Origin of the sequence: Erythrobacter sp. HL-111, from assembly GCF_900105095.1 — a bacterium.
In the GTDB taxonomy this organism is placed as follows: Bacteria; Pseudomonadota; Alphaproteobacteria; order Sphingomonadales; family Sphingomonadaceae; genus Erythrobacter.
Genome location: NZ_LT629743.1, coordinates 2125045 through 2146723, shown reverse-complemented (window position 1 = coordinate 2146723; position 21679 = coordinate 2125045). Strand labels below are relative to the sequence as shown.

The following is a 21679-nucleotide window of genomic DNA, read 5'->3' as shown; positions in this document are numbered from 1 at the left end:
TGCCCCGGCTTCCCGCCGGCGCACGGGTTGCGACAGGACACGGGGGACGAACATGACCGGGACAAGAACCGCATTGGGCGCATTGGCTCTGGCCCTGCTGGCGCTGGGCCAGCCGATGGCCGAACCGGCGCGGGCGCAATCCTTTCTCGAGGGCGAATTCGACCCCGCGGTCCCGACCCTGAACGACACCGTCGGCCATGCGCCGGGCGAACGGATCACCTCTCCCGACGAGGCGATGGCCTATCTCGAGGCGCTGGCCGAGGCCGCGCCCGACCGGATCCGGCTTGTCGAATACGCGCGCAGCTGGGAAGGCCGCCCGCTGGTCTACGCGGTGCTCACCGCGCCTTCGAACATGGCGCGCCTCGACGCGATCCGCGCCGACCTCGCCACCATCGCCGCTGGCCGGCCCGGCAACGGGGCGGCGATTCCGGTGACCTGGCTCGCCTACAGCGTCCACGGCAACGAGGTTTCCTCGACCGATGCCGCGCTGATGACGGCCTATCACCTGCTCGCCGCCGAGGACGACCCGCGCGCGCAGGCGATCCTTTCCGAAACCGTGCTCGTGATCGATCCGCTGCAGAACCCGGACGGGCGGGCGCGCTTCGTCAATCGCTTCCGTGCCTCGCGCGGGATCGAACCGGCGGCCGACCGCCAGGCGGCCGAGCATGACGAACCCTGGCCGAGCGGGCGGGTCAACCACTACATGTTCGACCTCAACCGCGACTGGTTCACGCTGTCCCAGCCCGAAACGCGCGGCAAGGTCGCGGCGATCCGCGAATGGAACCCGGTCGTGGTGGTGGATCTGCACGAGATGGGCGGGGACGAAACCTATTTCTTCAGCCCGGCGGCGGAGCCGGTGAACCCCAACATCACCGCCGCCCAGCAGCGCGCCTACGACATCATCGGACGCAACAACGCGCGCCATTTCGATGCCATGGGCGAACCTTTCTTCACGCGCGAGGTCTATGACCTGTTCTATCCCGGCTACGGCGACACCTGGAACACGCACCAGGGCGCGATCGGTTCGACCTACGAACAGGGATCGGCGCGCGGGCTCGTGTTCGAGCGGCGCGACGGGACCGAACTCACCTATGCCGACGGGGTCCGCAACCATTTCGTCGCCAGCCTTTCGACCGCCGAGGCGGTGGCGGAGAACGCGGACCGCTTCCTCGCCGATTTCGCGCGCTATCGTGCCGCCAATGCCGAAGGCGCGGCGGGGCGGGGCGCCTATGTGATCGATCTCGGAGAGCGGCGCTGGAACGCCGAGGCGCTCGGCCGCAGGCTCGCCGCGCAGGGCATCACGGTGCTGCGGCGCGAAGGTCCGGCGAGCGCCTGCGGCCGGACCTATCGCGCGGGCTATCTCGCGGTCCCGCAGGCCCAGCCCGCCGCGCGGCTGGCGAAGAGCCTGCTCGACCGCGACACCCCGCTGCCCGAAAGCTTCCTCGCCCAGCAGGAACGCCGCCGCGCGCAGGACCTGCCGCACGAACTCTACGATGTCACCGCCTGGTCGGTCGGCCTGATGTCGGGCGTCGATGTCGCGCTGTGCGGCGCGGCCGCGGGCGATCCGCTCGCCCCCGACGCGCCGATCGCGCCGCTCGCGGAAGGGTCGGGCCGCTTCGCCGTGGCCGTGCCGTGGACCGACAGCGGGCAGGCCCGGCTCGTCACGCTCGCCCTGCGCGCCGGGCTGGAGGCGCGCGTCACCGACGAGGCCTTCACCAAGGACGGGCGCGAATACCCGCGCGGCACGGTGGTGTTCCCGGCCCTGGCGAACGATCCGGCGAAGATGGAGCGCCTCTCCGAACTCGCCCGCGAAGTCGGCGCGCACACGGTCGCGCTCGAATCGAGCTGGGTCGAGGAGGGGCCGAATCTGGGGTCCGAAAGCTTCGCCCGGCTGACCCTGCCCCGGGTCGCGATGGCCTGGGACGAGGGCATCTCGCAGCTGAGCGCGGGGGCGATGCGCTATGTCCTCGAACGCCGCCTCGGCCTGCCGGTCGTGCCCATCCGCACCGATCGCTTCGCGGGCGCCGACCTTGCCGATTACGACGTGCTGATCGTGCCCGACGGCGATCCCGCCGGCCGGCTCGGCCGGCGCGGACTGGCGACGATCCGCTCCTTCGTGACGCGCGGCGGAGTGCTGGTCGCGGTGGGCGACAGCCTCGCCGCGTTCAGCGAGGGCGACCGGCCCCTGCTCGCGCTCGAGCGCGAGGCGGCGCTCGGGCGCGATCCCGATGCCGCGCAAGCGGACGGGGAGGACGAGGGCGGCCTCGTCGAAGGGCGCGAAATCGCCAGCGAGGAGGACTACCGCGAGGCGATCCGCGACCAGCTGGCGCTGCCCGACACGCTGCCCGGCGCGCTCGTCAACACCGTTCCCGACCCCGAGCATTTCCTGTCCGCCGGCCATGACGAGGGCGCCGTCGTGCTGGCGAGCGGGTCGCTCATCTACACCCCGCTCGATCGCGGCACGGGGACCAACGTGCTGCACTACGCGCCTGCCGACAGCCTCGTCGCGAGCGGTTACGTGTGGGAGGAGAACCGCCGGCAGCTGGCGTTCAAGCCCTATCTCGTCGCGCAGGAAACGGGCGATGGCCTGGCGATCGGTTTCGCGCAGGATCCCTCGACGCGGGCCTATCTCGACGGGCTCGACCTGCTGATCGCCAACGCGGTGCTGGTCGCGCCCTCGCGCGTGCGGTGAGTTGCGCCCGGACCGGCCGGGCGCGCGTCACCCGGTCGTGCGCTCGGCCCTGTCCTTTTCGTTCGTGCCCTTGATCAGGTTGCGCATCTGTTCCCATTCGGCGTCGCCCAGCGCGTGGAGCGCCGGGTAGAAGGTGCCGCCATTGGCCTGGTAGCCCGCCCCGTCGATCGCGATGGTCTGGCCGTTCACGTATTCGGCGCCCGGCCCCATCAGGAACACGGCGAGGTTGGCCAGTTCGTGCATCTCGCCCGCGCGGCCCATCGGGTTCATGTCGTTCTTGGAATTGCCGCCCTGCCCGCCGGGGGAAAGCCGCGCGCTCATGCCCTTGGTCGGGAAGAGGCCGGGGGCGATGGCGTTGAAGCGCAGGCCGTAGCGCCCCCATTCGGTCGCGAGGCTCTGCGTCATGGCGTGGATCGCGGTCTTGGACATGGCGGAAGGCACCACGAAGGCGCTGCCCGACCACACCCAGGTGGTGAGGATCGAAAGGAAGCTCGCCTTCTTCTTCTCCGCGATCAGGCGCTTGCCCACGTCGAGCGTGACGTAGAAGGTGCCGCGAAAGACGATGTCGGCGATCGCGTTGAAGCCGTTCACCGAAAGATCCTCGGTGCGGCTGATGAAATTGCCCGCCGCGTTGTTGACCACGCCCGTCAGCGCGCCGCCATCCTCCCAGATCGCGTCGATCATGGCATGGATCGCGTCGGCGTCGCGGATGTCGCAGGCGTGGGCCACCACTTTCCCGCCGTGCCTTTCCATCAGCTCGGCGGCGCATTCGTCGAGCCTGCCCTGCCGCCGCCCGCAGATGTAGACCGTCGCGCCCAGTTTCAGGAAACCTTCCGCCATTTCCTTGCCGAGACCCGTCCCGCCGCCGGTGACGAGGATCCGCTCGCCGTCGAGCAGCCCGTCGCGGAACATCAGCTTCGATACGTCCATCCTGTCTTCCCCTGTCGTGATAGGCGCCGTCCGGCCGGGTTCAGAGCCCGAGCACGGTCTTGGCGATGATGTTCTTCTGCACCTCGTCCGACCCGCCGAAAATCGTCGCGGCGCGGTTGTTGAGATAGCGCGCAAACGCGGTCTGGGCGAATTCGCTGCCGATCGGCTCGGGCGCCTCGTTGCCGTAAAGCGGCCGTTCGAGCGGCAATTGCAGCGCGTCGGGGCCGAGCAGTTCGAGCCGGAGCGCGTCGATCTGCTGGCCGATATTGGCGCTCAGCAGCTTGACCAGCGAGGTCTGCGGCCCGGGCGCGCGCCCCTTGGCGAGTTCGGCGAGGATGCGCAGCTCGGTCACCTCGAGCGCTTCGGCGTCGAGCCGGGCGCGCGCCAGCCGGTCGCGGAAGCGCGGATCGTGCGCGAGCGCGCCGTTGACGCCGGAGGGTTGCTCCTTGGCGAGCTGCTCGAGCGTCTCGATCGACTGGAGCAGGCGGGGGGCGAAGCACGATCCGCCACGCTCGTTCTCGAGCAGGAACTTGGCGATGGTCCAGCCCTGTCCCTCCTCGCCGATGCGGTTGGCGGCGGAGGTGCGGGCATCGGTGAAGAACACCGCGTTGACCTCGTGATCGCCCGACATCGAATGGATCGGGGTCACCTCGACGCCGTCCTGGTCCATCGGGATCAGCAGGAAGGTGATGCCCGCCTGCTTCTTGACCGCCGGATCGGTCCGCACCAGCGCGAAGATCCAGTTGGCGTGATGGGCGTGGGTGGTCCAGATCTTCGAACCGTTGACGACATATTCGTCGCCCCCCGGTCCTTCGACCAGCCTCGCCGTGGTCTTGAGGCTGGCGAGATCCGACCCGCTGCCCGGCTCGGAATAGCCCTGGCACCAGTAATCCTCGCCCGACAGGATGCGCGGCAGGAACCGCTCCTTCTGCTCCGCGGTGCCGAATTCGCAGATCACCGGCCCGACGAGCCTGAGGCCGAGGATCGCGAGAGCGGGGGCGCCTGCAAGCGCGCATTCCTTTTCGAAGATGAATTTCTGCGTCGGGGTCCAGCCCGTCCCGCCATTCTCCCTGGGCCAGTGGGGCGCGACCCAGCCCTTCTCGTTGAGGATGCGGTGCCATTCCATGCCGATATCCGGCTCGACGAAGACGCCGGGCGTGCGCCGCGCCCCGTTGCGCAGGCGATCGGGCAGCCGGTGGGCGAGGAACTCGCGCACCTCCTCGCGGAAGGCGATGTCCTCGGGCGAAAAATCCATGTCCATAGGTCGTGCCCTGTGAGTCTTCCGGGTCAGTCTTCTGGCGTCAGTCCGCTTTCATGGCCCATGCGATCGAGCGGCGCAGCAGGTCGTAATAGACGTCGTAGTTCCACGCGCACATCTCCTTGTGCGGGTAGAAATCGACCATCCCGGGAAGGTCGTAATGCCCCCGGCAATGGCCGAGCGTGTTGTAAACGATCCGGCCCCTGCCGATATCCCTCGTATAAAGGATAGGGACGGTCGTCCTCTCCCACCGCGCTTCGACGAAGCCGGTCGCCTCGCCTTCGAAGGTGGTCTGCATCAGCGTGTCGATCTCGGCCGTGGTGTGCGACAGGTAAAGCTCGTCCACCACCTCGAAATCCTCGATGCCGCGGGTGAGTTCGTGGTCCCTGTTCACCACCTCGACCGGGAAGGGACCGATCGGCGGGTGGGCCTTGAACTGGGTGCCGAGCATTTCCATCACGTCGGGGCGTTCGTCGGGCGTATCGACGAGACCTTCCTCGGTGAAGACGAGGATCGAATTGGTGCCGTGCAGCGCGAGCCACTTGCCGCCTCTTTCAAGCCAGGCTCGCAAGCTCGCGGCCTGCTCTGGCGTCGGCATCAGGTCGCAGGTATAGGTGATGAGGAAGCGGCAGGCATCGAGCCGTTCCAGCCCCGAATAGTCGCAGGCGACCGTGGTGCGGACCTGCGGATGTTCGGCCAGCAGCTTCAGCACCTCGAGCCGGGCATGGTCGATGTCGTGATACTTGCCCGCCGCGATGAAATGCGCGTCGATGCGGGTGGTCGGCCGTTCGCCCATGTCAGCTCCTGATCGCCCCGCCGCCGTCGACGGTGAAATCGCAGCCGGTGGTGAAGCTCGCCTCGTCACTGGCGAGGAAGATGACGGCGCGCGCCACTTCCTCGGGCTCGCCGATGCGGTTCATCGGGTGCGTGGCGGCGAAGTTCGTCTCGATGTTCTCCGGCGTGTCGGCGCCCGAATACTTGTAACGGTCGTACATCGGCGTGCGGATCGCGCCCGGGTGGACCATGTTGACCCTGATCGGCAGACCGCGTTCGGCGAGATCGAGCGCGACGCTGCGGGTGAGCCCGAGCAGGCCCGCCTTCGACGCGCTGTAGGCGGCGACGAAGGCGGCGGCGCGCAGGGCGATCATCGAACCGATATTGACGATCGCCCCGGGCTCGCCGCTCGCCTCGATCGCCGGGATCGCCGCGCGCATTCCGTAATAAGGGCCGTTCAGGTTGATGTCGATCGTGCGTTCCCACACGTCGGGCGAGCCGTCCGGCACGTTGCCCGGTTCGGAAATGCCGGCGACGTTGCACAGCACGGTAAGCTTGCCGAAGCGCTCCACGGTCGCCTTGACCGCTTCGTCCCAGCGCGCCGCATCGCGCACGTCGAGTTCGAAGGCCGCGGCGCAATCGCCCAGTTCGCCCGCCAGCGCGCGGGCCTTGTCGATCTGCACGTCGCACAGCATGACCTTGCCGCCCTCGGCGACGATCATGCGGCCGACCGCGGCCCCGATCCCCTCGGCGCCGCCGGTGACGAGCGCGACCTTCCCCTCCATCCTGCCCATTTCCTATCGCTCCAGGATCGCGACCGCCGAAAGGCCCGGCGCGCCGTAGACGTGGGAATAGGCGGTCCTGGGACTGTCCGGCACCTGCCGCGACCCCGCCCGCCCGCGCAATTGCTCGACATTCTCGTAGACCTGCCTGAGGCCCGATGCGCCGATCGGCTCGCCGCAGGCAAGGCAGCCGCCATCCGTGTTGATCGGCATCCTCCCGCCGATCTCGGACCAGCCATTGGCGAGCCATTCCTCCTGCTCGCCGTCCCTGCAGAAGCCGTTTTCGGCCATGTGCATGATTTCCGCGCCGCTTTCGGTGTCCTGCAACTGCGCGACGTCGATGTCTTCCGGCCCGATCCCCGCGCCCTCGAAGGCGGCCTTTGCAGCGAGCACGGTGGGCTTGCCGCCCTCGCGCAGGCTGACGCCGGGCTGGAACACCTCGAAACTGTCGGGCGGGCGGGTCTTCACCGCGATCCCGGCGATCCTGACCCCGTCGGCGCCCAGCTCCCTCGCCTTCCTTTCGGAGGCGAGGATCAGCGCGACCCCGCCTTCGGACGGCGAGCAGAACATGAACTTGGTCAGGGGATCGTTCACCATCGGCGCGTTCATGATCGTATCGAGGTCGATTTCGGAGCGCCGCCAGGCGTGCGGCGTCCTCGCCCCGTTGCGGAAGGCCTTTTCCGCGACCCGGCCGAGCGTGGTGCGGCTGATGCCGTGAAGCTGCATGTAACGCTGGATCTTGAGCGCGAAGAACTGCGTCGTCAGCATCATGCCGGTCTGCCCGTACCACTCGGGCAGGCCATAGTCGGCGGGCCTCGCGTTGAAGGCGCCGCGCGGATGCTTGTCGAACCCGACCGCGAGCGCGAGGTCGTACATCCCGCTCGCGATCGCCTGCTGCGCGGCGGCGAGCGCGCTGCCCCCGGTCGCGCAGCCGTTCGCGACATTGGTGAAGGGCAGGCTGGTCAGGCCGAGCTCGTTGACCATGATGTCCGCGCTGCCGGCCGCGGCGGAGCCGCCATAGGCGCATTCGATGTCGGCCCATTCGAGGCCCGCGTCCTTCAACGCCTCGCGCACGGCAAAGACACCCTGTTCGCGGCCCGAGCGTTCCTCGGTCCGGCCGAAGGGGTGGATCCCCGCCCCGATGATGTGGACGGCGTTGCTCATGTCTCCGGCCTCATGCGGCTTCCTTTCGCGCAGCCGCCGCCGGGCGGAAGGCATAGGTGTCGTAGCGGTGGTTGAACGGCACGATGCAGAATTCCATCTCCATGCCGAGTTCGAGATCGTCGAGCGTTGCATCGACGATCCGGCTCTCGACGATCACCTCGCCCGGCAGTTCGACATAGCCGAGCAGGAACGGCTCGAAGTCCTGCGGCCCTTCCCCCGGGCCTGATCCGGGGCCTTCATAGGGTTCCTTGGGCAGGAAGCCCTGCGAGGTCCACGACCACAGCTTCCCCCGGCGCGAGAGCTTGTAGGGCTCCACGCCCCTCGCCGCGTCGCCCTTGGGCATCGGAAAGACGATTTCGCCCGACGGCAGCTTTCCGCCCATCAGGCGCGGTTCGGGATCCTCGCTCCACAGGTCCGGATCGATCTTCTCGCCCATCACGTCCCCTCCCGCGTCACGCGGCCATCGCGTATTCGGCGAGCGCGGTGTCGGTATCCCCGAACAGCCGGGCGAGCACCATGACGCGCTTCATCGCGTGGCCGATGGCGAGTTCGTCGGTGATCCCCATGCCGCCGTGCATCTGCACCGCCTCGCGCGCGATGGCGTCGGCGTTTTCGCCGATATAGGCCTTGGCCCCGGCGATGGCGCGTTGCCAGCCGTGCCCGTCGCGCGCGCCCATCGCCGCGCGGTAGAGCATCGAGCGCGACTGTTCGAGCTTCGCATAGGCTTCGACCAGCCGGTGCTGGAGCGCCTGGAAACTGCCGATGGGAACGCCGAACTGCTCGCGCTCCTTGACGTATCGCAGCGTCTCGTCGAGCAGGCGCTGGGCGAGGCCCACTATTTCGGCCGAGGCGTGCAGCCGCACCTCGCTCGCGATCCCGGCGAGAGCGGCGGCATCGAGATCGAGCAGCGCGGCCTCCCCCACGGCCACGCGCGCAAGCCGGATTTCGCCCGCGACGCTGCCGTCGGCGAGGCGGTAGGGCCGCATCTCCAGCCCCTCCGCGTCGGACGGGACGAGGAAGGCGCGGGTCGCGCCGTCCAGATCCGCGGTCACGATGAACAGGTCGGCGAGGCCCGCGCCGAGCACCATCGTCTTCTCCCCGCCGATCCGGAACCCCTCGCCCTCGCGCTCGGCCTTCGTCGCCCGCGCCGCGAGGTTGTAGCGCTGCGCCCGCTCGGTCCAGGCGAAACTCGCGATGCTCTCTCCCGACAGCACCTTTTCGAGCGCCCCGTGCGCCCGGCCCCGCTCCAGCAGCAGGGCGGGCAACACGCCGAGTTCGAGCCACGGATCGGGCGCGTTCGCTTTGCCGATCGCCTCGGCCACCAGGGCGAGGTCGAGCGGCGATCCGCCCATGCCGCCCGCTCCTTCCGAAGCGGCGAGCGCGATCAGGCCCAGTTCCGCGAGGCTGTGCCAGCGCGCGCGGTCATAGCCGGCCTCGTTGCGGCGGAGTTTCCTGCGCGCCTCCACATCGACGGGCGCGGCGAAGCGTTCGACGCTCGCGCGGAACATTTCCTGTTCTTCGGACAGGTCGAAATTCATGCGGTCAGGCTTTCCGGGTGAAGGTGATCGGCAGGCGGGTGACTCCGCGCAGCAGGATGTTGGGCAGGATCGTGATCGCGCCCTCGTCGGCCACCGCGAAATGGTCGAGCCGTTCGAGCAGCTCGTCGAAGGCGACCAGCATCTCCTTGCGCGAGAGCATGTTGCCGACGCACATGTGCGGCCCCTTGCCGAAGGCGAGATGGGCGCGGGCGTTCCTGCGTCCGATGTCGAAGCGGTCCGGGTCCTCGAACCTTTTCGGATCGCGATTGGCCGCGGCATAGCGCAACTGCGCGATCGATCCGGCGGGCATCTTCACGCCGCCGAGCTCGGTATCCTGCTTGACGATGCGCCACATCCCCGCGGTCGGGGTTTCGTAGCGCAGCGCTTCCTCGACGAGGTTGGTGATGACCTTGGGATCGCGCCCGCCCGCGGCGGCTTTCGCCCTTTCCATCTGGTCGGGATTGCGGATCAGCTGCAGCAGGCCCCCGGCGAGCGTCGAGGTCGTCGTCTCGTTCCCGGCGACCATGAACTGCTGCATGATCGACATGATCTCCGCATCGGTGAGCGGTGTCTCCCCCTCCACCCGCGCCTCGACGAGGTCGGTGAGCAGGTCGTCGCCCCCCCTTGCGCGGCGATCGTCGATCTTGCCCTTCATGTAGTGCTGGAATTCGACGAGGCTCTTCGCGCATTCCTTCTTGCGTTCGTGATCGACCATCTGGCTGAACCGGTCGACCGCGGCGTCGGACCATTCCTTGACCTTCCCGGGATTGTCGTCGAGCCCGATCTGCCCGGCGATCATGGCGACCGGCAGCGGCACCGCGAATTCCTCGACGAACTCGCATTCGCCCCGGTCGGCAAAGGCTTCGATCAGCTCGATCGACTTCGCGCGCATCTCCTCCTCGATCGCGTTCACGCGCGGGGCGGAGAAGGCGAGGTTGACGAGCTTGCGGTTGCGGGTGTGGACCGGGGCGTCGGCGGTCAGCAGTGTGGGGACGTCGGGCCATCCCCGATCGAGGATCGCCTTGATCTCCTCGTCCGCCTCGCGTCCCATCAGGCCGCTGAAATCGTTCGAGAAGATGTCGGGCTTGCCCGTGGCCTCGCTGCACAGGTCATAGGCGTAGACGACGAAGGTGTTCATCTCCGGCAGGTGTTCGATCGCGACGCCCGCATCGTGCACCGCGCGGTAGTAATCGAACGGGTCGACCAGGGTCTGCGGGGCGAAGACGTTGCCCTCGGGCTTGTTCATGGCTGCGGCTCCCAGACGGAGAGATGTCCGGCCCGATTCCTAACGCCGAGCGCTGGGCCGGGGCGATGCGCGAATGTGTTAGGGTCGCCGCGCTCACCCGCCGGCGAATTCGCGGGTGAACTGGGCCATGTCGAAATAGTCGCGCCACTCGGCGATCAGGCCCGCGCTGTCGAATGTGAAGGTTCCCATGACGCGGATCGCCGCGCGGCGACCGTCCTCGAGAACGAAGACATCGGTCCGCTCGGTCAGGACCGCGTCGCCGGTTCCGGCGATCTCGTGGATTTCCCATTCGCAGGCCGCGACATTCGCCATGAACCCTTCGACCGCCTCGCGCATCGCGGCCTTGCCCGCGAACGGCTCCATCGGGATGTTGTGCCAGACCACGTCCTCGGCACACATCGCGTAGATCGCCTCCATGTCGCCGCCGTTCCAGTGGGCGACGAATGCGCGGACCTTTTCGATATTGCTCATGCCAGTACCCTTCAGGCGATCTTGAGGATCATCTTGCCCTGGTTCGACCCGGCGAACAGGCGCATGAAGGAATCGAAGGCGTTTTCGAGCCCCTCGTCCACCTGTTCGTCGATGGCGATCTTTCCGGCGGCTGCCCATTCGCCCATCTGCGCCGCGCCCTCGCCGAAGCGTTCGACATAGTCCGCGACGAGCAGGCCGCGGATCTCGGCGCGCTTGACGATCAGCTGCCACAGGTTGCGGATGCCGCGCGGGGGCGTGTTGTATTCGCTGATCAGCCCGCACAGCCCGACCCGCGCCTTGAGATTGAGATTCATCAGCCCCGCGTCGAGGATGATCCCGCCGACATTCTCGAAGATGATGTCGACCCCGTCCGGGCAGGCCTCGGCGATGGCCCTGGTCAGGTCTTCCTCGTCCTTGCCCTTGTAGTCGATGCTGGCGTCGAAGCCGTAGCGTGTCGTCAGCCTGGCGCACTTCTCCGGCCCGCCCGCGATCCCGACCGCGCGGCAGCCCCTGATCTTGGCGAGCTGCCCGACGAGGCTGCCGACCGCACCGGCGGCACCGCTCACCAGGACGGTTTCGCCCTCCTTCGGCTCGCACACTTCGAGGAAGCCGAAATAGGCCGTCATCCCGACCGCGCCGAACAGCGAGAGGTAATTGGTGACGCTCGGCACCCTGTCCGGATCGATCGGCTGGGTGAACCCGCCCGCGACGCCGACCGAATAGTCCTCCAGCGCGTTGAGCCCCATCACCCACATGCCCTTGTCGAAGCCTTCCGCGCGGCTGTCCTCGACCACGCCGATGGTGGTCGCGCGCACGGGCGCGCCGAGCGGGATCGGCGGCATGTAGTTCCCGCCCGCGTCCATCCAGCCGCGCATCGCCGGGTCGAGCGAGGCGTAATGGTTGCGGATCAGGAACTGCCCCTCGGCAAGTTCCGGGCTTGGTTCGGTGACGAGATCGAAATCCTCGCGCACGGGTTCGCCATCGGGGCGCCGCTTCAGCAGGAAGCGCCGGTTTTCGGGCATTGTCTCTCCTCTCCCTGTCTCGGCGGGCGAGGATAGCATGGGCGAAGAGGCCGGCGACTGACACTTTTGTCCGTGGAGAGCGCGGCGCTCCTGCCGCCATAGGGAAGGCGCGCAAAGGAGGACGCGATGCCCACCACCACCCGCCAATGGCTGCTCAACGACCGCCCGCTCGGACGCGGGATCGAGGACGGGGACTTCAGGCTGGCCGAGACCGAAATCGCCGACCCGGGCGAAGGCGAGGTGCTGCTCGCGACGCGCTATCTCTCCTTCGACCCGGCGCAGAAGGGCTGGATGGAGAACATCGCCGACTACGTCGCCCCGATGGAGATCGGCGACGTGATGCGCGGCGGCGCGATCAGCGAGGTGATGGCGAGCAACAACCCGAAATTCGCCGTCGGCGACCTCGTCTTCGGCACGACCGGTTGGACCGAGCATCTCGTCCATGACGGCAGCGGACTGGTCAAGGTCGACACGCAATTGCCGCCGACCGCGCTGCTTTCGGTGCTCGGCACGACCGGGCTCACCGCCTATTGCGGCCTGTTCAAGGTCGGCAAGCCGGTCGCCGGCGACACCGTGCTCGTCTCGGGCGCGGCGGGCGCCACGGGCAGCGTCGTCGGGCAGCTCGCGAAGATCGCCGGGTGCCGTGCGGTGGGCATCGCCGGCGGGCCGGAGAAATGCGCCTGGCTGGTCGAGGAAGCGGGCTACGACGCCGCGATCGACTACAAGGCGGGCGGGGTGAAGGAACAGATCCGGCAGCACTGCCCGCGCGGCGTCGACGTGGTGTTCGACAATGTCGGGGGCGGCATCCTCGACGACATGCTCGCCAATATCGCCACCGGCGCCCGGGTCGTCGTGTGCGGCGGGATCAGCCGCTACGAAACCGGCGGCAGGCCGAGCGGTCCGGGCAACTACTTCAATCTGATCTTCCGCCGGGCGAGCATGGCGGGGTTCATCGTGCTCGACTGGGCGAACGAGTTTCCCGACATCCGCAGGCGGCTCGAAAGCTTCGTGCTCGACGGGCGGCTGACCTACCAGGAGGACATCCAGGAAGGTTTCGAGAACGCGCCCGCGACGCTCAAGCGGCTGTTCACCGGGCAGAACCGCGGCAAGCAGATGCTGAAGGTATGATGCGGCCATGAAGCCGTAGAGCCCCCGCGCTGGCGGCGCCTCTATCGTCAAGGGCCGCGGACCCGCGAGCCGCGCAGGGAGCGCTAATACTGCGCCGTTCCCCCGTCGACGCTGATCTGCGCCCCGGTGATGCCCGCACCTTCGGGCGAGGCAAGGAGGAGGGCGACGGCGGCGACCTCCTCGACCGTGTTGGGCCGCTTGATCGCGCTTTCGCCGGCGAACATCGCGATCATCTCCTCGAATTCCATCCCCATCGCCTGCGCCGTCGCCGGGCCGTTCCGGCGGATTATGTCGGTGATGACGAGGCCGGGACAGATCGCGTTGACGGTGATCCCCTGCTCGCCCACTTCCCGCGCGAGGCTCTTGGTCAGGCCGTTCACCGCGTGCTTGGCCGCGGTATAGGCTGTCAGCACCGGCTTGCCGTGCTTGCCCTCCATCGAGGAGATGTTGATGATCCGCCCGCTTTTCCTCGCGAGCATCGTCGCGAGCGCGCGGCGGGTCGCCCAGAAGGTCGAATAGACGTTCCACTTCATCGCCTCGTCGAAGGCCTCGTCCGACAGGTGCGCGAGCGGCTGGAGATCGCCCGCGCCGCCCGCATTGTTGACGAGGATGTCGATCGTCCCGAAGGTTTCGACCACCCGGTCGACGAAGCCCTCGACATCGGCCTGTTCCATCACGTCGCCCGGCACGAAGATCACCCGGTCGCGGCTCCCCCGGCCCACGCGCAGTTCCTCGACGACCCGCGCGCCCTTCTCGGCGTTGCGGGCGAACAGCGCGACCTTGGCTCCTTCGTGAAGGAACGCCTCGGCGATCCCGCGTCCCAGCCCCGCCGTGCCGCCGGTGACGGCGGCGACCTTCCCTTCGAGTTTCATGCCCTTCCTCCCTCGCCCGGCATGGCCCGCTTTCCCCCGTGTCTAGTTGACCGCGCGGTCCCTGCCTTCCCAATAGGGTGCGCGCAAGGTCCGGCGCAGGATCTTGCCCGAGGGGTTGCGCGGCAGGGCCTCGATGAAATCGACCGTTTTCGGGCACTTGTAACCGGCGATGTGTTCGCGGGCGTGGGCGATCAGCTCGGCCTCGGTCAGGGTCTCGCCCGGCTTGACGACGACGCAGGCCTTGACCTCCTCGCCCCATTTGTCGCTGGGCACGCCGATCACCGCCACGTCCGCGACCTTGGGATGGGCGTAGAGCGCGTTCTCGACCTCGGCCGGATAGACGTTCTCCCCGCCGGAGATGATCATGTCCTTCACCCGGTCGTGGATGTAGAGATAGCCGTCCTCGTCGAGATAGCCCGCGTCCCCGGTCCGCAGCCAGCCCTCGGCATCGATCGTCTCGGCGGTCGCCTCGGGATTGTTCCAGTAGCGGCTCATGTTCTTCGACGAGCGCGTCGCGATCTCGCCCACCGTGTTCGGCGGCAGGTCGTTGCCCTCCGCGTCGATGACGCGGATCTCGACCCCGGGCAGCGGCGTGCCGACGCTCCGCATCCGGGGGCTTCCCTCGGGCACGTGGTCCTCGGGATCGAGCGCGACGATCGTGCCGCTCGTCTCCGTCATCCCGTACATCTGGACGAAGCCGCAGCCCAGCACCTCCATCGCCTCGCGCATCAGTTGGAGCGGGATCGGCGAGGCGCCGTAGGTGACGTATTTGAGGCGGCTGAAATCGACCTCCCGCACGCGCGGGTGATCGAGCAGGATCCGGATCGCCGCGGGGACGAGGAAGATCTTGGAAATGTTGTAATTCTCGATCAGGTCGAGCGCCTTCGCCGGATCGTATTCGGGCAGGACGATCGCGTTGGTGCCCGCGACCATGGTGGCGATGCCCGTGCCCGTCCCGCTGATGTGGAAGCACGGCATGGCGAGCAGGGTCACGTCGCCTTCGACCGGCTCCTGCCATTTGCGCATCCGGCCGTCGCTCGCCGGATCGCGGCTGGACAGGATCGAGCCGTGGGTCATCACCGCGCCCTTGGGCCGGCCGGTCGTGCCGGAGGTGTAGAGCTGGAGCGCGTCGTCCCCCGTCCCGACCTTGGCCGCCGGGGGCCGTGCCGGAAAACCGTCGCGCCAGATGCGGTAATCGGTCCCGGGATGGTCCGGCGCGTCGATCCCGATCACCTGTTCGACATCGGGCAATGCCCCGCGCACCCGGGCCAGCAGCTCGGCGAAGCCTTCGCCCACGAAGACCACGCGCGAACACGAATTGTCGAGGATGTAGGCGACCTCGGGCGCGGCGAGCCGCCAGTTCACCGGGGTCATCACCGCGCCGATCTTGGCCGCGCCCAGCAGCGCCTCGAAATAGAGCGGGTGGTTCTTGCCGAGAAAGGCGACCCGTTCGCCCTTCTTCACCCCGAAGGCGGCGAGCGCGTTGGCGACCCGGTTCGAATTGCGTTCGAGCTGCGCGAAGGTGAGCGTTTCGTCGCCATAGGTGAAGGCGGGCCTGTCGCCGAGGGCCTGTGCGTGTTCGCGCACGATGTCGCAGAACGAGCCCGCGGTCGCAGGCGCGGCGGCGGGCGTCACGGGGCTTGCCAGAGGGCTTGCCATGATCGGTGTCTCCTGTCCCATGGGCGCGAGCCTACGCTCACCCCGCCGGGCCACCATTGGCACATTTCATAGCATTTGGCCCGCGCCAATCACCCGCTATGCTGCCTGCCATGTGCGACAAGACGCCCGATCCGACGCCCGATCCCGCGCCGCCCGGGGGCTTCGAGCCCGCCCGCTTCTCACCCGGTTTCCTCGACCATGGCGGGCCCTATTTCCTGCAGCGGGCGGCGGCACGCCCGCGCGCGGTGGGCCTGCGGATCATGGCGCATCACCTCAATTACAAGGACGGCGCCCATGGCGGGGTGATCTCCACTCTCGCCGATGTCGCGCTGTCGCACGCGGTCCACGATGCCGAGCGGCCGCGCCTCGCGCCCTCGACGATCGCGCTGCAGGTAAGCTACCTCGCCGCGGCAAGGCTGGGCGACTGGCTCGAGACGCGGGTGACGATCGACCGGCTGGGCGGGCGCACCGCCTATGCGAGCGGCCGGGTCCTGCGGGCCGGCGAACCCGTCGCCACCATGACCGGCGTGTTCGCGATCAGGCGAGGCTAGCGGGTTCGCGCCGCGTGCGGCCCGCCGGACCCGGATCGGCCCGGCGGGGTGGCGCTTCGAGCGAAAGGCTCCCTCAGAAGCGGAAGAGCGTTTCGATGAAGACCTGCCGCCCGCGGTTCTGCGTCACCACCTTGTCGTCGCCGCGCGGCAGGCCGAACCCGCCCGGCCCGCCGGGCGAAAGGAAGGGGCGGGGACCCGAGGTGTTGACGAAGATCTCGTTCGTCAGGTTCGTCCCGATCAGCGAGACCCGCCAGCTGCCGTCGGAGGAGCCGATCGAGACATTGGCGTCGAAAGTCACGAATTCGTCCTGCACGAAATCGTCGAATTCGTCCTGGTTGGTGAAGTAGCTGCCCGAATAGACCGCGTTCCCGCTCAGCCCCAGGTCGAGCTCGTCCGCGATCGGCGTCAGGAAGTCGAAGGCGATGTTGCCCGACCAGTTCGGCGCGCGCGGCGCGTCGCGCCCGTCGAGGTCGACGCCCGAATTGGTGACGAAGGTGTCGCTGAATTCCGCATCGAGCCAGGCGACGTTGGCCGACAGGTTGAGCCCGTCGACCGGCGTGATCCAGCTCGCTTCGAAATCGATCCCCTGCTGCGTCACCTCGCCCGCGTTGAGCGTCACGAACTGGACGTTGACCGCGTCGAAGTTCTGCACCTGCAGGTTCTCGAACACGTAGTAGAAGGCGGTGGCGTTCAAGGTCAGGGTGCGCCCGGCCCATTGCGACTTGACCCCGATCTCGCCGCCCTCGGCGGTTTCGGACTGGAAGATGAGCGAGCTGAAATCGCCCGTCTGCACCGCCTGCGCGAGGCTCGCCGAAGGCAGCGCGGAATTGTCGATCCCGCCCGACTTGAAGCCGGTCTTGTAGCTCGCGAAGACGTTGATGTCGTCGCCTGCGCGGTAGCGCAGCGTCACTTCGGGCGAGAAGTTGTCGTCGGAAAACTCGATCGGGCCGGAATTGAACCCGCTCTGCACGAAACCGGGCCCGGCGGCGAGGAGGCCGTGAACATAGGGGATCGAGATCACCTGCGTCTTGCTTTCGTCGGTGTAGCGCACGCCGCCCGACAGTTCGAGGTCCTCGGTAAGGTCGAAGATGACCGAGCCGAACACCGACAACGCCTCGGTCGAGGTTTCGTGGCGCTTGTCCCAGTCGAAGGTGAAGCCGGTCACCGGGTCGGGCGCGATGATGCCGATGTTGACGCCGTTCTGCGCGGTCTCGAAGAGGAATTCGCGGTCCTCGTAGAACAGGCCGAGCATGAAGTTGAACGCGCCGTCGAAATCCGATTGCAGGCGCAGTTCCTGGCTGAACTGTTCGAGCCCGTTGGTCGGGTCCGAACAGCCCGCCCCCTGCGCCGTGCCCGGCCCGTTGGTCGCGGCGAGCGCGGGCGCGTTCGCGGCGAGGAAGGTCGGATCGCCGCTCGCATCGCCGATCGGCGAGAAGGCGGGGCCGACCCCGCCATAGGCGTAGCAGTCGAAATCCTCCGAAAGCAGGTCGAGATAGCCGGTGGTCGAGGTCAGCGTCAGGCTTTCGGTGACCTGCCAGTTCATCAGCAGGCGGCTGAACCAGACGTCGGTCTGCGAATAGGGCACGCCATTGCGTCCGACCGCTTCGGACGGGGGCGGCACGCTGCCGGTCAGCGACGGCGCCCCGTCGGGCAGAGAATAGAATTCATCGTCGATATCGCAATCATATCCCCCGGGGATCGCGGCGACGCCCTGCAGCAGGAAGATCGGGTCGGCGACTCCGTTGGTGCCGCAGAACACATCGGTGTGCTGGTTCGCGCCGTCGCCCTCGTTGCGGACATACTGGACCTTCAGGTTCGCATCGAAGGTCGGCGAGGGATCCCATTGCAGCGTCGCGCGGGTGACGAGGTTCTGCTGCCCGCGGAACGGACCATTGGCCGCGGGCGTGTCGGGTTCGAGCGCGACGAATTCCTCGATATCGTTCCATTGCGCGGCAAGCCGGATGCCGAGCGTGTCGGTCACCGGACCGGAAATGTAGCCCTGGAGGGTGTAGCCCTCCTCCTCGAATTCGTATTGCGCGGTGGCGCCGACCTCCCAGTCCGGGGTCGGATTGGCCGAGCGGATCGCGAACACGCCGGCCGAGGCCGATTTCCCGAAGAACAGCGATTGCGGGCCCTTGAGCACGTCGATCTGTTCGACGTCGAAGAAGCCCGACTGCACCAGCCGCATGGTCGAGATCTGGACCCCGTCGAAATCGAACGCGACCGCGCTGTCGAAGGCCGCCGAGATGTTGGACGAGCCGACGCCGCGCAGGCTGAGCTGCCCGCCCGAACCCGAACCGCCGACCTGCACGTTGAGCGTGGGAACCCGGCTCACCACGTCGGCGACCTGGTCGACGTTGAAGCGCTGGAGCGTTTCGCCGCCGATCGCGGTCACGGTGACGGGCACGTCCTGAAGCGTCTCGTTCTGGCGCCGGGCCTGGACGATGATGACATTGGCATCGCTCGGCTGCGCTTCGCTGGTTCCCATGGTCTGCGCGAACGCGGCCTCGGGCAGGGCGAGGCAGGAAAGGGCCGCCCCGGCAAACAGCGCGCGGCGTCCGGATGCAATTCGGGTGTGACGGTTCCTCATCAGATCTCTCTCCTTGCGCGCGGCGGGATCCTGGCTCGCCGCAGTTCCCCAAACCGGACGCTTGCGCTGCGTCTCTCGGTATCGCCGTTTGTGTATGGTGGGGGGGAAGCGGGGTTCATCTAGCAAAACCGCTAGGCAAGCTGCCCAACTGCGGCATATTGACCACAGACGCGCGAAAACCGTCCTTTCCGTAGCGTCGAGAGGCCCCCTTCCGGACCCTTCGCGGGCGGGAATCGGGGGCGGCTAGAAACCGGGATGGAGCGAGAGCGCGCCGCCGTCGACGAGCATTTCCGCGCCGGTCATGAAGGGGCATTCGTCGCTTGCGAGGAAGGCGATCGCCGCCGCCGTTTCGGCCGGGTCCGCGAGCCGGTTCAGCGGGGAGGTTGCCGCCGCCGCCGCCTTGAGCCCCGGCATCCCGACTTCCGCCGCATCGAGGATGCCGGTGTCGGTCGCGCCGGGGAGCACGGTGTTGCAGCGGATGTCATGGCCCTGCCGCGCCACCCAGGTCGCGACCGATTTCGACAGCACCCGCACCGCCCCCTTGCTCGCCGAATAGCCGACATCGCCCGGCAGCGGAGCCATGGCCGTGGTCGAGGCGATGTTGATGATCGATCCTCTCGCGCCCCCGGGGTTGTCCACCATCGCCGCGATCGCCGCGCGGCAGCCCGCCATCGTCCCGGTGAGGTTCACGGCGAGCACGCGGTCCCAGCTTGCGTCGTCGACCTCGGCGATGCTCTTTCCCGTCACCATGCCGGCATTGTTGACGAGGATGTCGAGCCGCCCGAACGCCTCCACCGCCTGCGCGACGATGACCGGCCACGTCGCCCGGTCGGCCACGTCCTGCACCGCGAAGCGCGCGCCGACCTCCTCGCAGCGCGCCCTGCCCCTGTCCTCGTCGATGTCGGTCCCGATCACCTGCGCCCCGTCGCCCGCGAGGCGGCGCACGGTCGCAGCGCCGATCCCGCTCGCGCAGCCGGTGACGAGCGCGACCTTGCCCGAAAGGTCGGGCACTATTCCGCCTCTTTCCAGACGCCCGCGCTTTCGCGGTGGCCATGCGTTTCGAGGAAGCGGGCGAGGTTGCCGGTGCCTTCCGGCAGTTTCCAGCCCACGGAAAAGCCGAACTGGGCGAAGCAGAACACGATCAGGTCGGCGAAGGTGAACCGGCCCAGCGCGAAATTCTCGCGGCCGCCCAGCGCTCCGTCGAACCAGCGCCATTTCGCGTCCGCCATCGCGAATACCTCCGCCCCGGCTTCCTCGGACAGGACCGCCATGCGCGGCTCGAACATCGCCCGGCCGGTGGTGGCGCGAAAGCCCATCGTCATCGGCACGACGACCTCCTGGTCGAACAGGCGCACCCACTTGCGCACCTCTGCCCGCTCCTTCGCGTCGGCGCCGAACAGGTCGGGCGAGGGACGGACTTCCTCGATGTATTCGCAGATCGGCCAGCTTTCGGCGAGGCAGGTCCCGTCGTCGAGCTCCAGCGTCGGGATCGTGCCGAGCGGGTTCTTCGCGAGATAGCTTTCGTCCTGCCGATTCTGCCCTGCGATGATGTCGTAATGCACCCGCTCGAAATCCCGGCCTTCGACGAGGCCCTTTTCGGCCAGGAACATGCGCACGATGCGCGGATTCGGCCCGAGGCTGGAATGGAGTTTCATCGCGCGGTCTCTCCCTGTCTGCGTGTCCGGCAGGCTTACGCGAAAAGCGTCTTGCGCGTCGCCCTCACAAATGCGCTAGGGGACGGGTAAGACCATAAGGGGGATCGAGGGATCATGGATTTCACACTCACCGACGAACAGCGCGAACTCCGGGAAACCGCGCGCAAATTCGCCCGCGCCGAACTGCCCGCGCTCGCCCGCGACATGGAGGAGAAGGATTACCCCGTCCCCCGCGACATGCTGCGCACCTATGGCGAGATGGGCTTTCTCGGGGTCAACCTGCCCACGGAATACGGCGGGCTCGGCCTCGGCCATCTCGAGGCGCTGCTGGTGCTCGAGGAGTTCGCACAGGTCTCCAACGCGGTCGCCTTCCCGGTGTTCGAGGCGCTGGTCGGCCCGGTCCGCACGATCGAACGCTTCGGTTCCGACCGGATGAAGGCCCGCGTGCTGCCGGAAGTCATCAGGGGTGAGAAGGTCGTCGCGGTCTCCATGTCCGAACCCGACGCGGGCACGGCGCTGACCGACCTCAAGACCCGCGCGGTCGCGGACGGCAACGGCTATGTCGTCAACGGCTACAAGCGCTGGACGAGCGGCGGGGGCCATTCCGACTACTACGTCACCTATTGCCGCTTCACCGACGATCCGGGCGCGAAGGGGATCGGTGCGATCCTGCTCGAAAAGGACATGGAAGGGATGCAGTTCGGCAAGCGCGAGGAACTGCTCGGCTTTCGCGGCATCCCGACCGCGGACTACGCGATCGAGGACGTGAAGGTGCCGGGCGAGAACGTCATCATCGGCGCGGGCGGTTTTGCGAAGCTGATGAGCGCCTTCGGGCTCGAACGCTGCGGCAACGCGACCCAGAGCCTCGGCGTGGCAGCCGCCGCGCTGGAGGCCGCGACCCAGTATGTCCAGGAACGCGAGGCCTTCGGCAAGCCGATCATCGAGTTCCAGGCGGTGCAGCTCAAGCTCGCGGAAATGGCGATGAAGGTCGAGGCCGCGCGCCTGCTCATCCACCGCGCCGCCGCGAATGCCGCGCATCAGCCGGACGGATTGCCGACCGTCTACGAAAGCAGCCTCGCGAAATGCTACGCCAACGAGATCGTGCGCGAGGTCACCGCGATGGGCGTGCAGGTCATGGGCGGATACGGCTATCACAAGGAATACGGCATGGAGCAACGCCTGCGCGACGGGTTCGGCTGGGGCATCGCGGGCGGCACGACCGACGTGCAGAAAACCAACATCGCCGCCGCCCTGATCGGACGCCGCTTCAACCAGCGCGCCTGAGCCGGGCGAGGGCGCGCCCGCCCGACAAGAGGCTTGCGCGCCCGCGCTCGCGCCCACATCTTG

The 21679-nt window shown here is 67.9% G+C and carries 19 protein-coding genes; 4 read left to right on the top strand and 15 right to left on the bottom strand.

The window, feature by feature from the left end; translation table 11 throughout:
• Positions 1-52: 52 nt before the first annotated feature.
• Positions 53-2692, top strand: a complete 2640-nt coding sequence (locus BLU08_RS10110) for a M14 family metallopeptidase (protein WP_090199112.1) — start codon at positions 53-55, stop codon at positions 2690-2692.
• A 27-nt stretch (positions 2693-2719) separates the two neighbouring features.
• Here BLU08_RS10110 and BLU08_RS10105 read toward each other — a convergent pair whose 3' ends face one another.
• From BLU08_RS10105 to BLU08_RS10060, 10 genes are all read right to left on the bottom strand, one after another.
• On the bottom strand, positions 2720-3622 hold the full coding sequence (locus BLU08_RS10105; RefSeq protein ID WP_090199108.1) for an SDR family oxidoreductase: 903 nt from the start codon (positions 3620-3622) through the stop codon (positions 2720-2722).
• Between the two features lie 40 nt (positions 3623-3662).
• A complete protein-coding gene (locus tag BLU08_RS10100; RefSeq protein ID WP_090199105.1) occupies positions 3663-4883 on the bottom strand; it encodes an acyl-CoA dehydrogenase family protein in 1221 nt (406 codons plus the stop codon).
• A 40-nt stretch (positions 4884-4923) separates the two neighbouring features.
• A complete protein-coding gene (locus BLU08_RS10095) occupies positions 4924-5676 on the bottom strand; it encodes a ThuA domain-containing protein (RefSeq protein WP_172801022.1) in 753 nt (250 codons plus the stop codon).
• A gap of 1 nt (position 5677) precedes the next feature.
• On the bottom strand, positions 5678-6439 hold the full coding sequence (locus BLU08_RS10090; RefSeq protein ID WP_090199101.1) for an SDR family NAD(P)-dependent oxidoreductase: 762 nt from the start codon (positions 6437-6439) through the stop codon (positions 5678-5680).
• A gap of 12 nt (positions 6440-6451) precedes the next feature.
• Entirely contained in the window at positions 6452-7600 is a 1149-nt protein-coding gene (locus BLU08_RS10085; RefSeq protein ID WP_090199099.1) for a thiolase family protein, read from the bottom strand.
• Positions 7601-7610: 10 nt separating this feature from the next.
• Positions 7611-8036 carry a Zn-ribbon domain-containing OB-fold protein gene (locus BLU08_RS10080; protein ID WP_090199096.1) on the bottom strand — a complete coding sequence of 142 codons (426 nt, stop codon included), beginning with the start codon at positions 8034-8036 and terminating at the stop codon, positions 7611-7613.
• Positions 8037-8052: 16 nt separating this feature from the next.
• Positions 8053-9138, bottom strand: a complete 1086-nt coding sequence (locus BLU08_RS10075; protein ID WP_090199093.1) for an acyl-CoA dehydrogenase family protein — start codon at positions 9136-9138, stop codon at positions 8053-8055.
• Positions 9139-9142: 4 nt separating this feature from the next.
• Positions 9143-10384, bottom strand: coding sequence for a cytochrome P450 (locus tag BLU08_RS10070; RefSeq protein ID WP_090199090.1), 1242 nt, complete (start codon positions 10382-10384; stop codon positions 9143-9145).
• A gap of 93 nt (positions 10385-10477) precedes the next feature.
• Positions 10478-10855: a limonene-1,2-epoxide hydrolase family protein gene (locus tag BLU08_RS10065; RefSeq protein ID WP_090199087.1), complete on the bottom strand. Its 378-nt coding sequence runs from the start codon at positions 10853-10855 to the stop codon at positions 10478-10480.
• A gap of 11 nt (positions 10856-10866) precedes the next feature.
• Positions 10867-11877, bottom strand: coding sequence for an NADP-dependent oxidoreductase (locus BLU08_RS10060; protein ID WP_090199082.1), 1011 nt, complete (start codon positions 11875-11877; stop codon positions 10867-10869).
• A 126-nt stretch (positions 11878-12003) separates the two neighbouring features.
• Here BLU08_RS10060 and BLU08_RS10055 point away from each other — a divergent pair, with 126 nt between their 5' ends.
• Complete coding sequence (locus BLU08_RS10055; protein ID WP_090199079.1) at positions 12004-13005, top strand: NADP-dependent oxidoreductase; 1002 nt, start codon at positions 12004-12006, stop codon at positions 13003-13005.
• Positions 13006-13088: 83 nt separating this feature from the next.
• Here BLU08_RS10055 and BLU08_RS10050 read toward each other — a convergent pair whose 3' ends face one another.
• Positions 13089-13877 carry an SDR family NAD(P)-dependent oxidoreductase gene (locus BLU08_RS10050; protein WP_090199071.1) on the bottom strand — a complete coding sequence of 263 codons (789 nt, stop codon included), beginning with the start codon at positions 13875-13877 and terminating at the stop codon, positions 13089-13091.
• 42 nt (positions 13878-13919) lie between these two features.
• The gene (locus BLU08_RS10045; RefSeq protein ID WP_090199066.1) at positions 13920-15536 is read right to left on the bottom strand and encodes a fatty acid--CoA ligase; all 1617 of its coding nucleotides are present in this window, start codon (positions 15534-15536) and stop codon (positions 13920-13922) included.
• A 110-nt stretch (positions 15537-15646) separates the two neighbouring features.
• Here BLU08_RS10045 and BLU08_RS10040 point away from each other — a divergent pair, with 110 nt between their 5' ends.
• Positions 15647-16087: a PaaI family thioesterase gene (locus BLU08_RS10040; protein ID WP_157674519.1), complete on the top strand. Its 441-nt coding sequence runs from the start codon at positions 15647-15649 to the stop codon at positions 16085-16087.
• Between the two features lie 73 nt (positions 16088-16160).
• Here the strand turns inward: BLU08_RS10040 and BLU08_RS10035 are convergent, their stop codons facing one another.
• The 3 genes from BLU08_RS10035 to BLU08_RS10025 all read right to left on the bottom strand — a co-directional run bounded on the left by BLU08_RS10035 (position 16161) and on the right by BLU08_RS10025 (position 20332).
• Positions 16161-18677, bottom strand: coding sequence for a TonB-dependent receptor (locus BLU08_RS10035; RefSeq protein ID WP_090199057.1), 2517 nt, complete (start codon positions 18675-18677; stop codon positions 16161-16163).
• 243 nt (positions 18678-18920) lie between these two features.
• On the bottom strand, positions 18921-19688 hold the full coding sequence (locus BLU08_RS10030) for an SDR family NAD(P)-dependent oxidoreductase (RefSeq protein WP_157674518.1): 768 nt from the start codon (positions 19686-19688) through the stop codon (positions 18921-18923).
• Positions 19688-20332: a glutathione S-transferase family protein gene (locus tag BLU08_RS10025; protein ID WP_090199049.1), complete on the bottom strand. Its 645-nt coding sequence runs from the start codon at positions 20330-20332 to the stop codon at positions 19688-19690. The genes BLU08_RS10030 and BLU08_RS10025 overlap by 1 nt, the downstream gene beginning before the upstream one ends.
• 114 nt (positions 20333-20446) lie before the next feature.
• On the opposite strand from BLU08_RS10025, the gene BLU08_RS10020 reads away from it, so the two are divergent.
• On the top strand, positions 20447-21616 hold the full coding sequence (locus tag BLU08_RS10020) for an acyl-CoA dehydrogenase family protein (RefSeq protein ID WP_090199043.1): 1170 nt from the start codon (positions 20447-20449) through the stop codon (positions 21614-21616).
• The last annotated feature ends 63 nt before the right edge of the window (positions 21617-21679 follow it).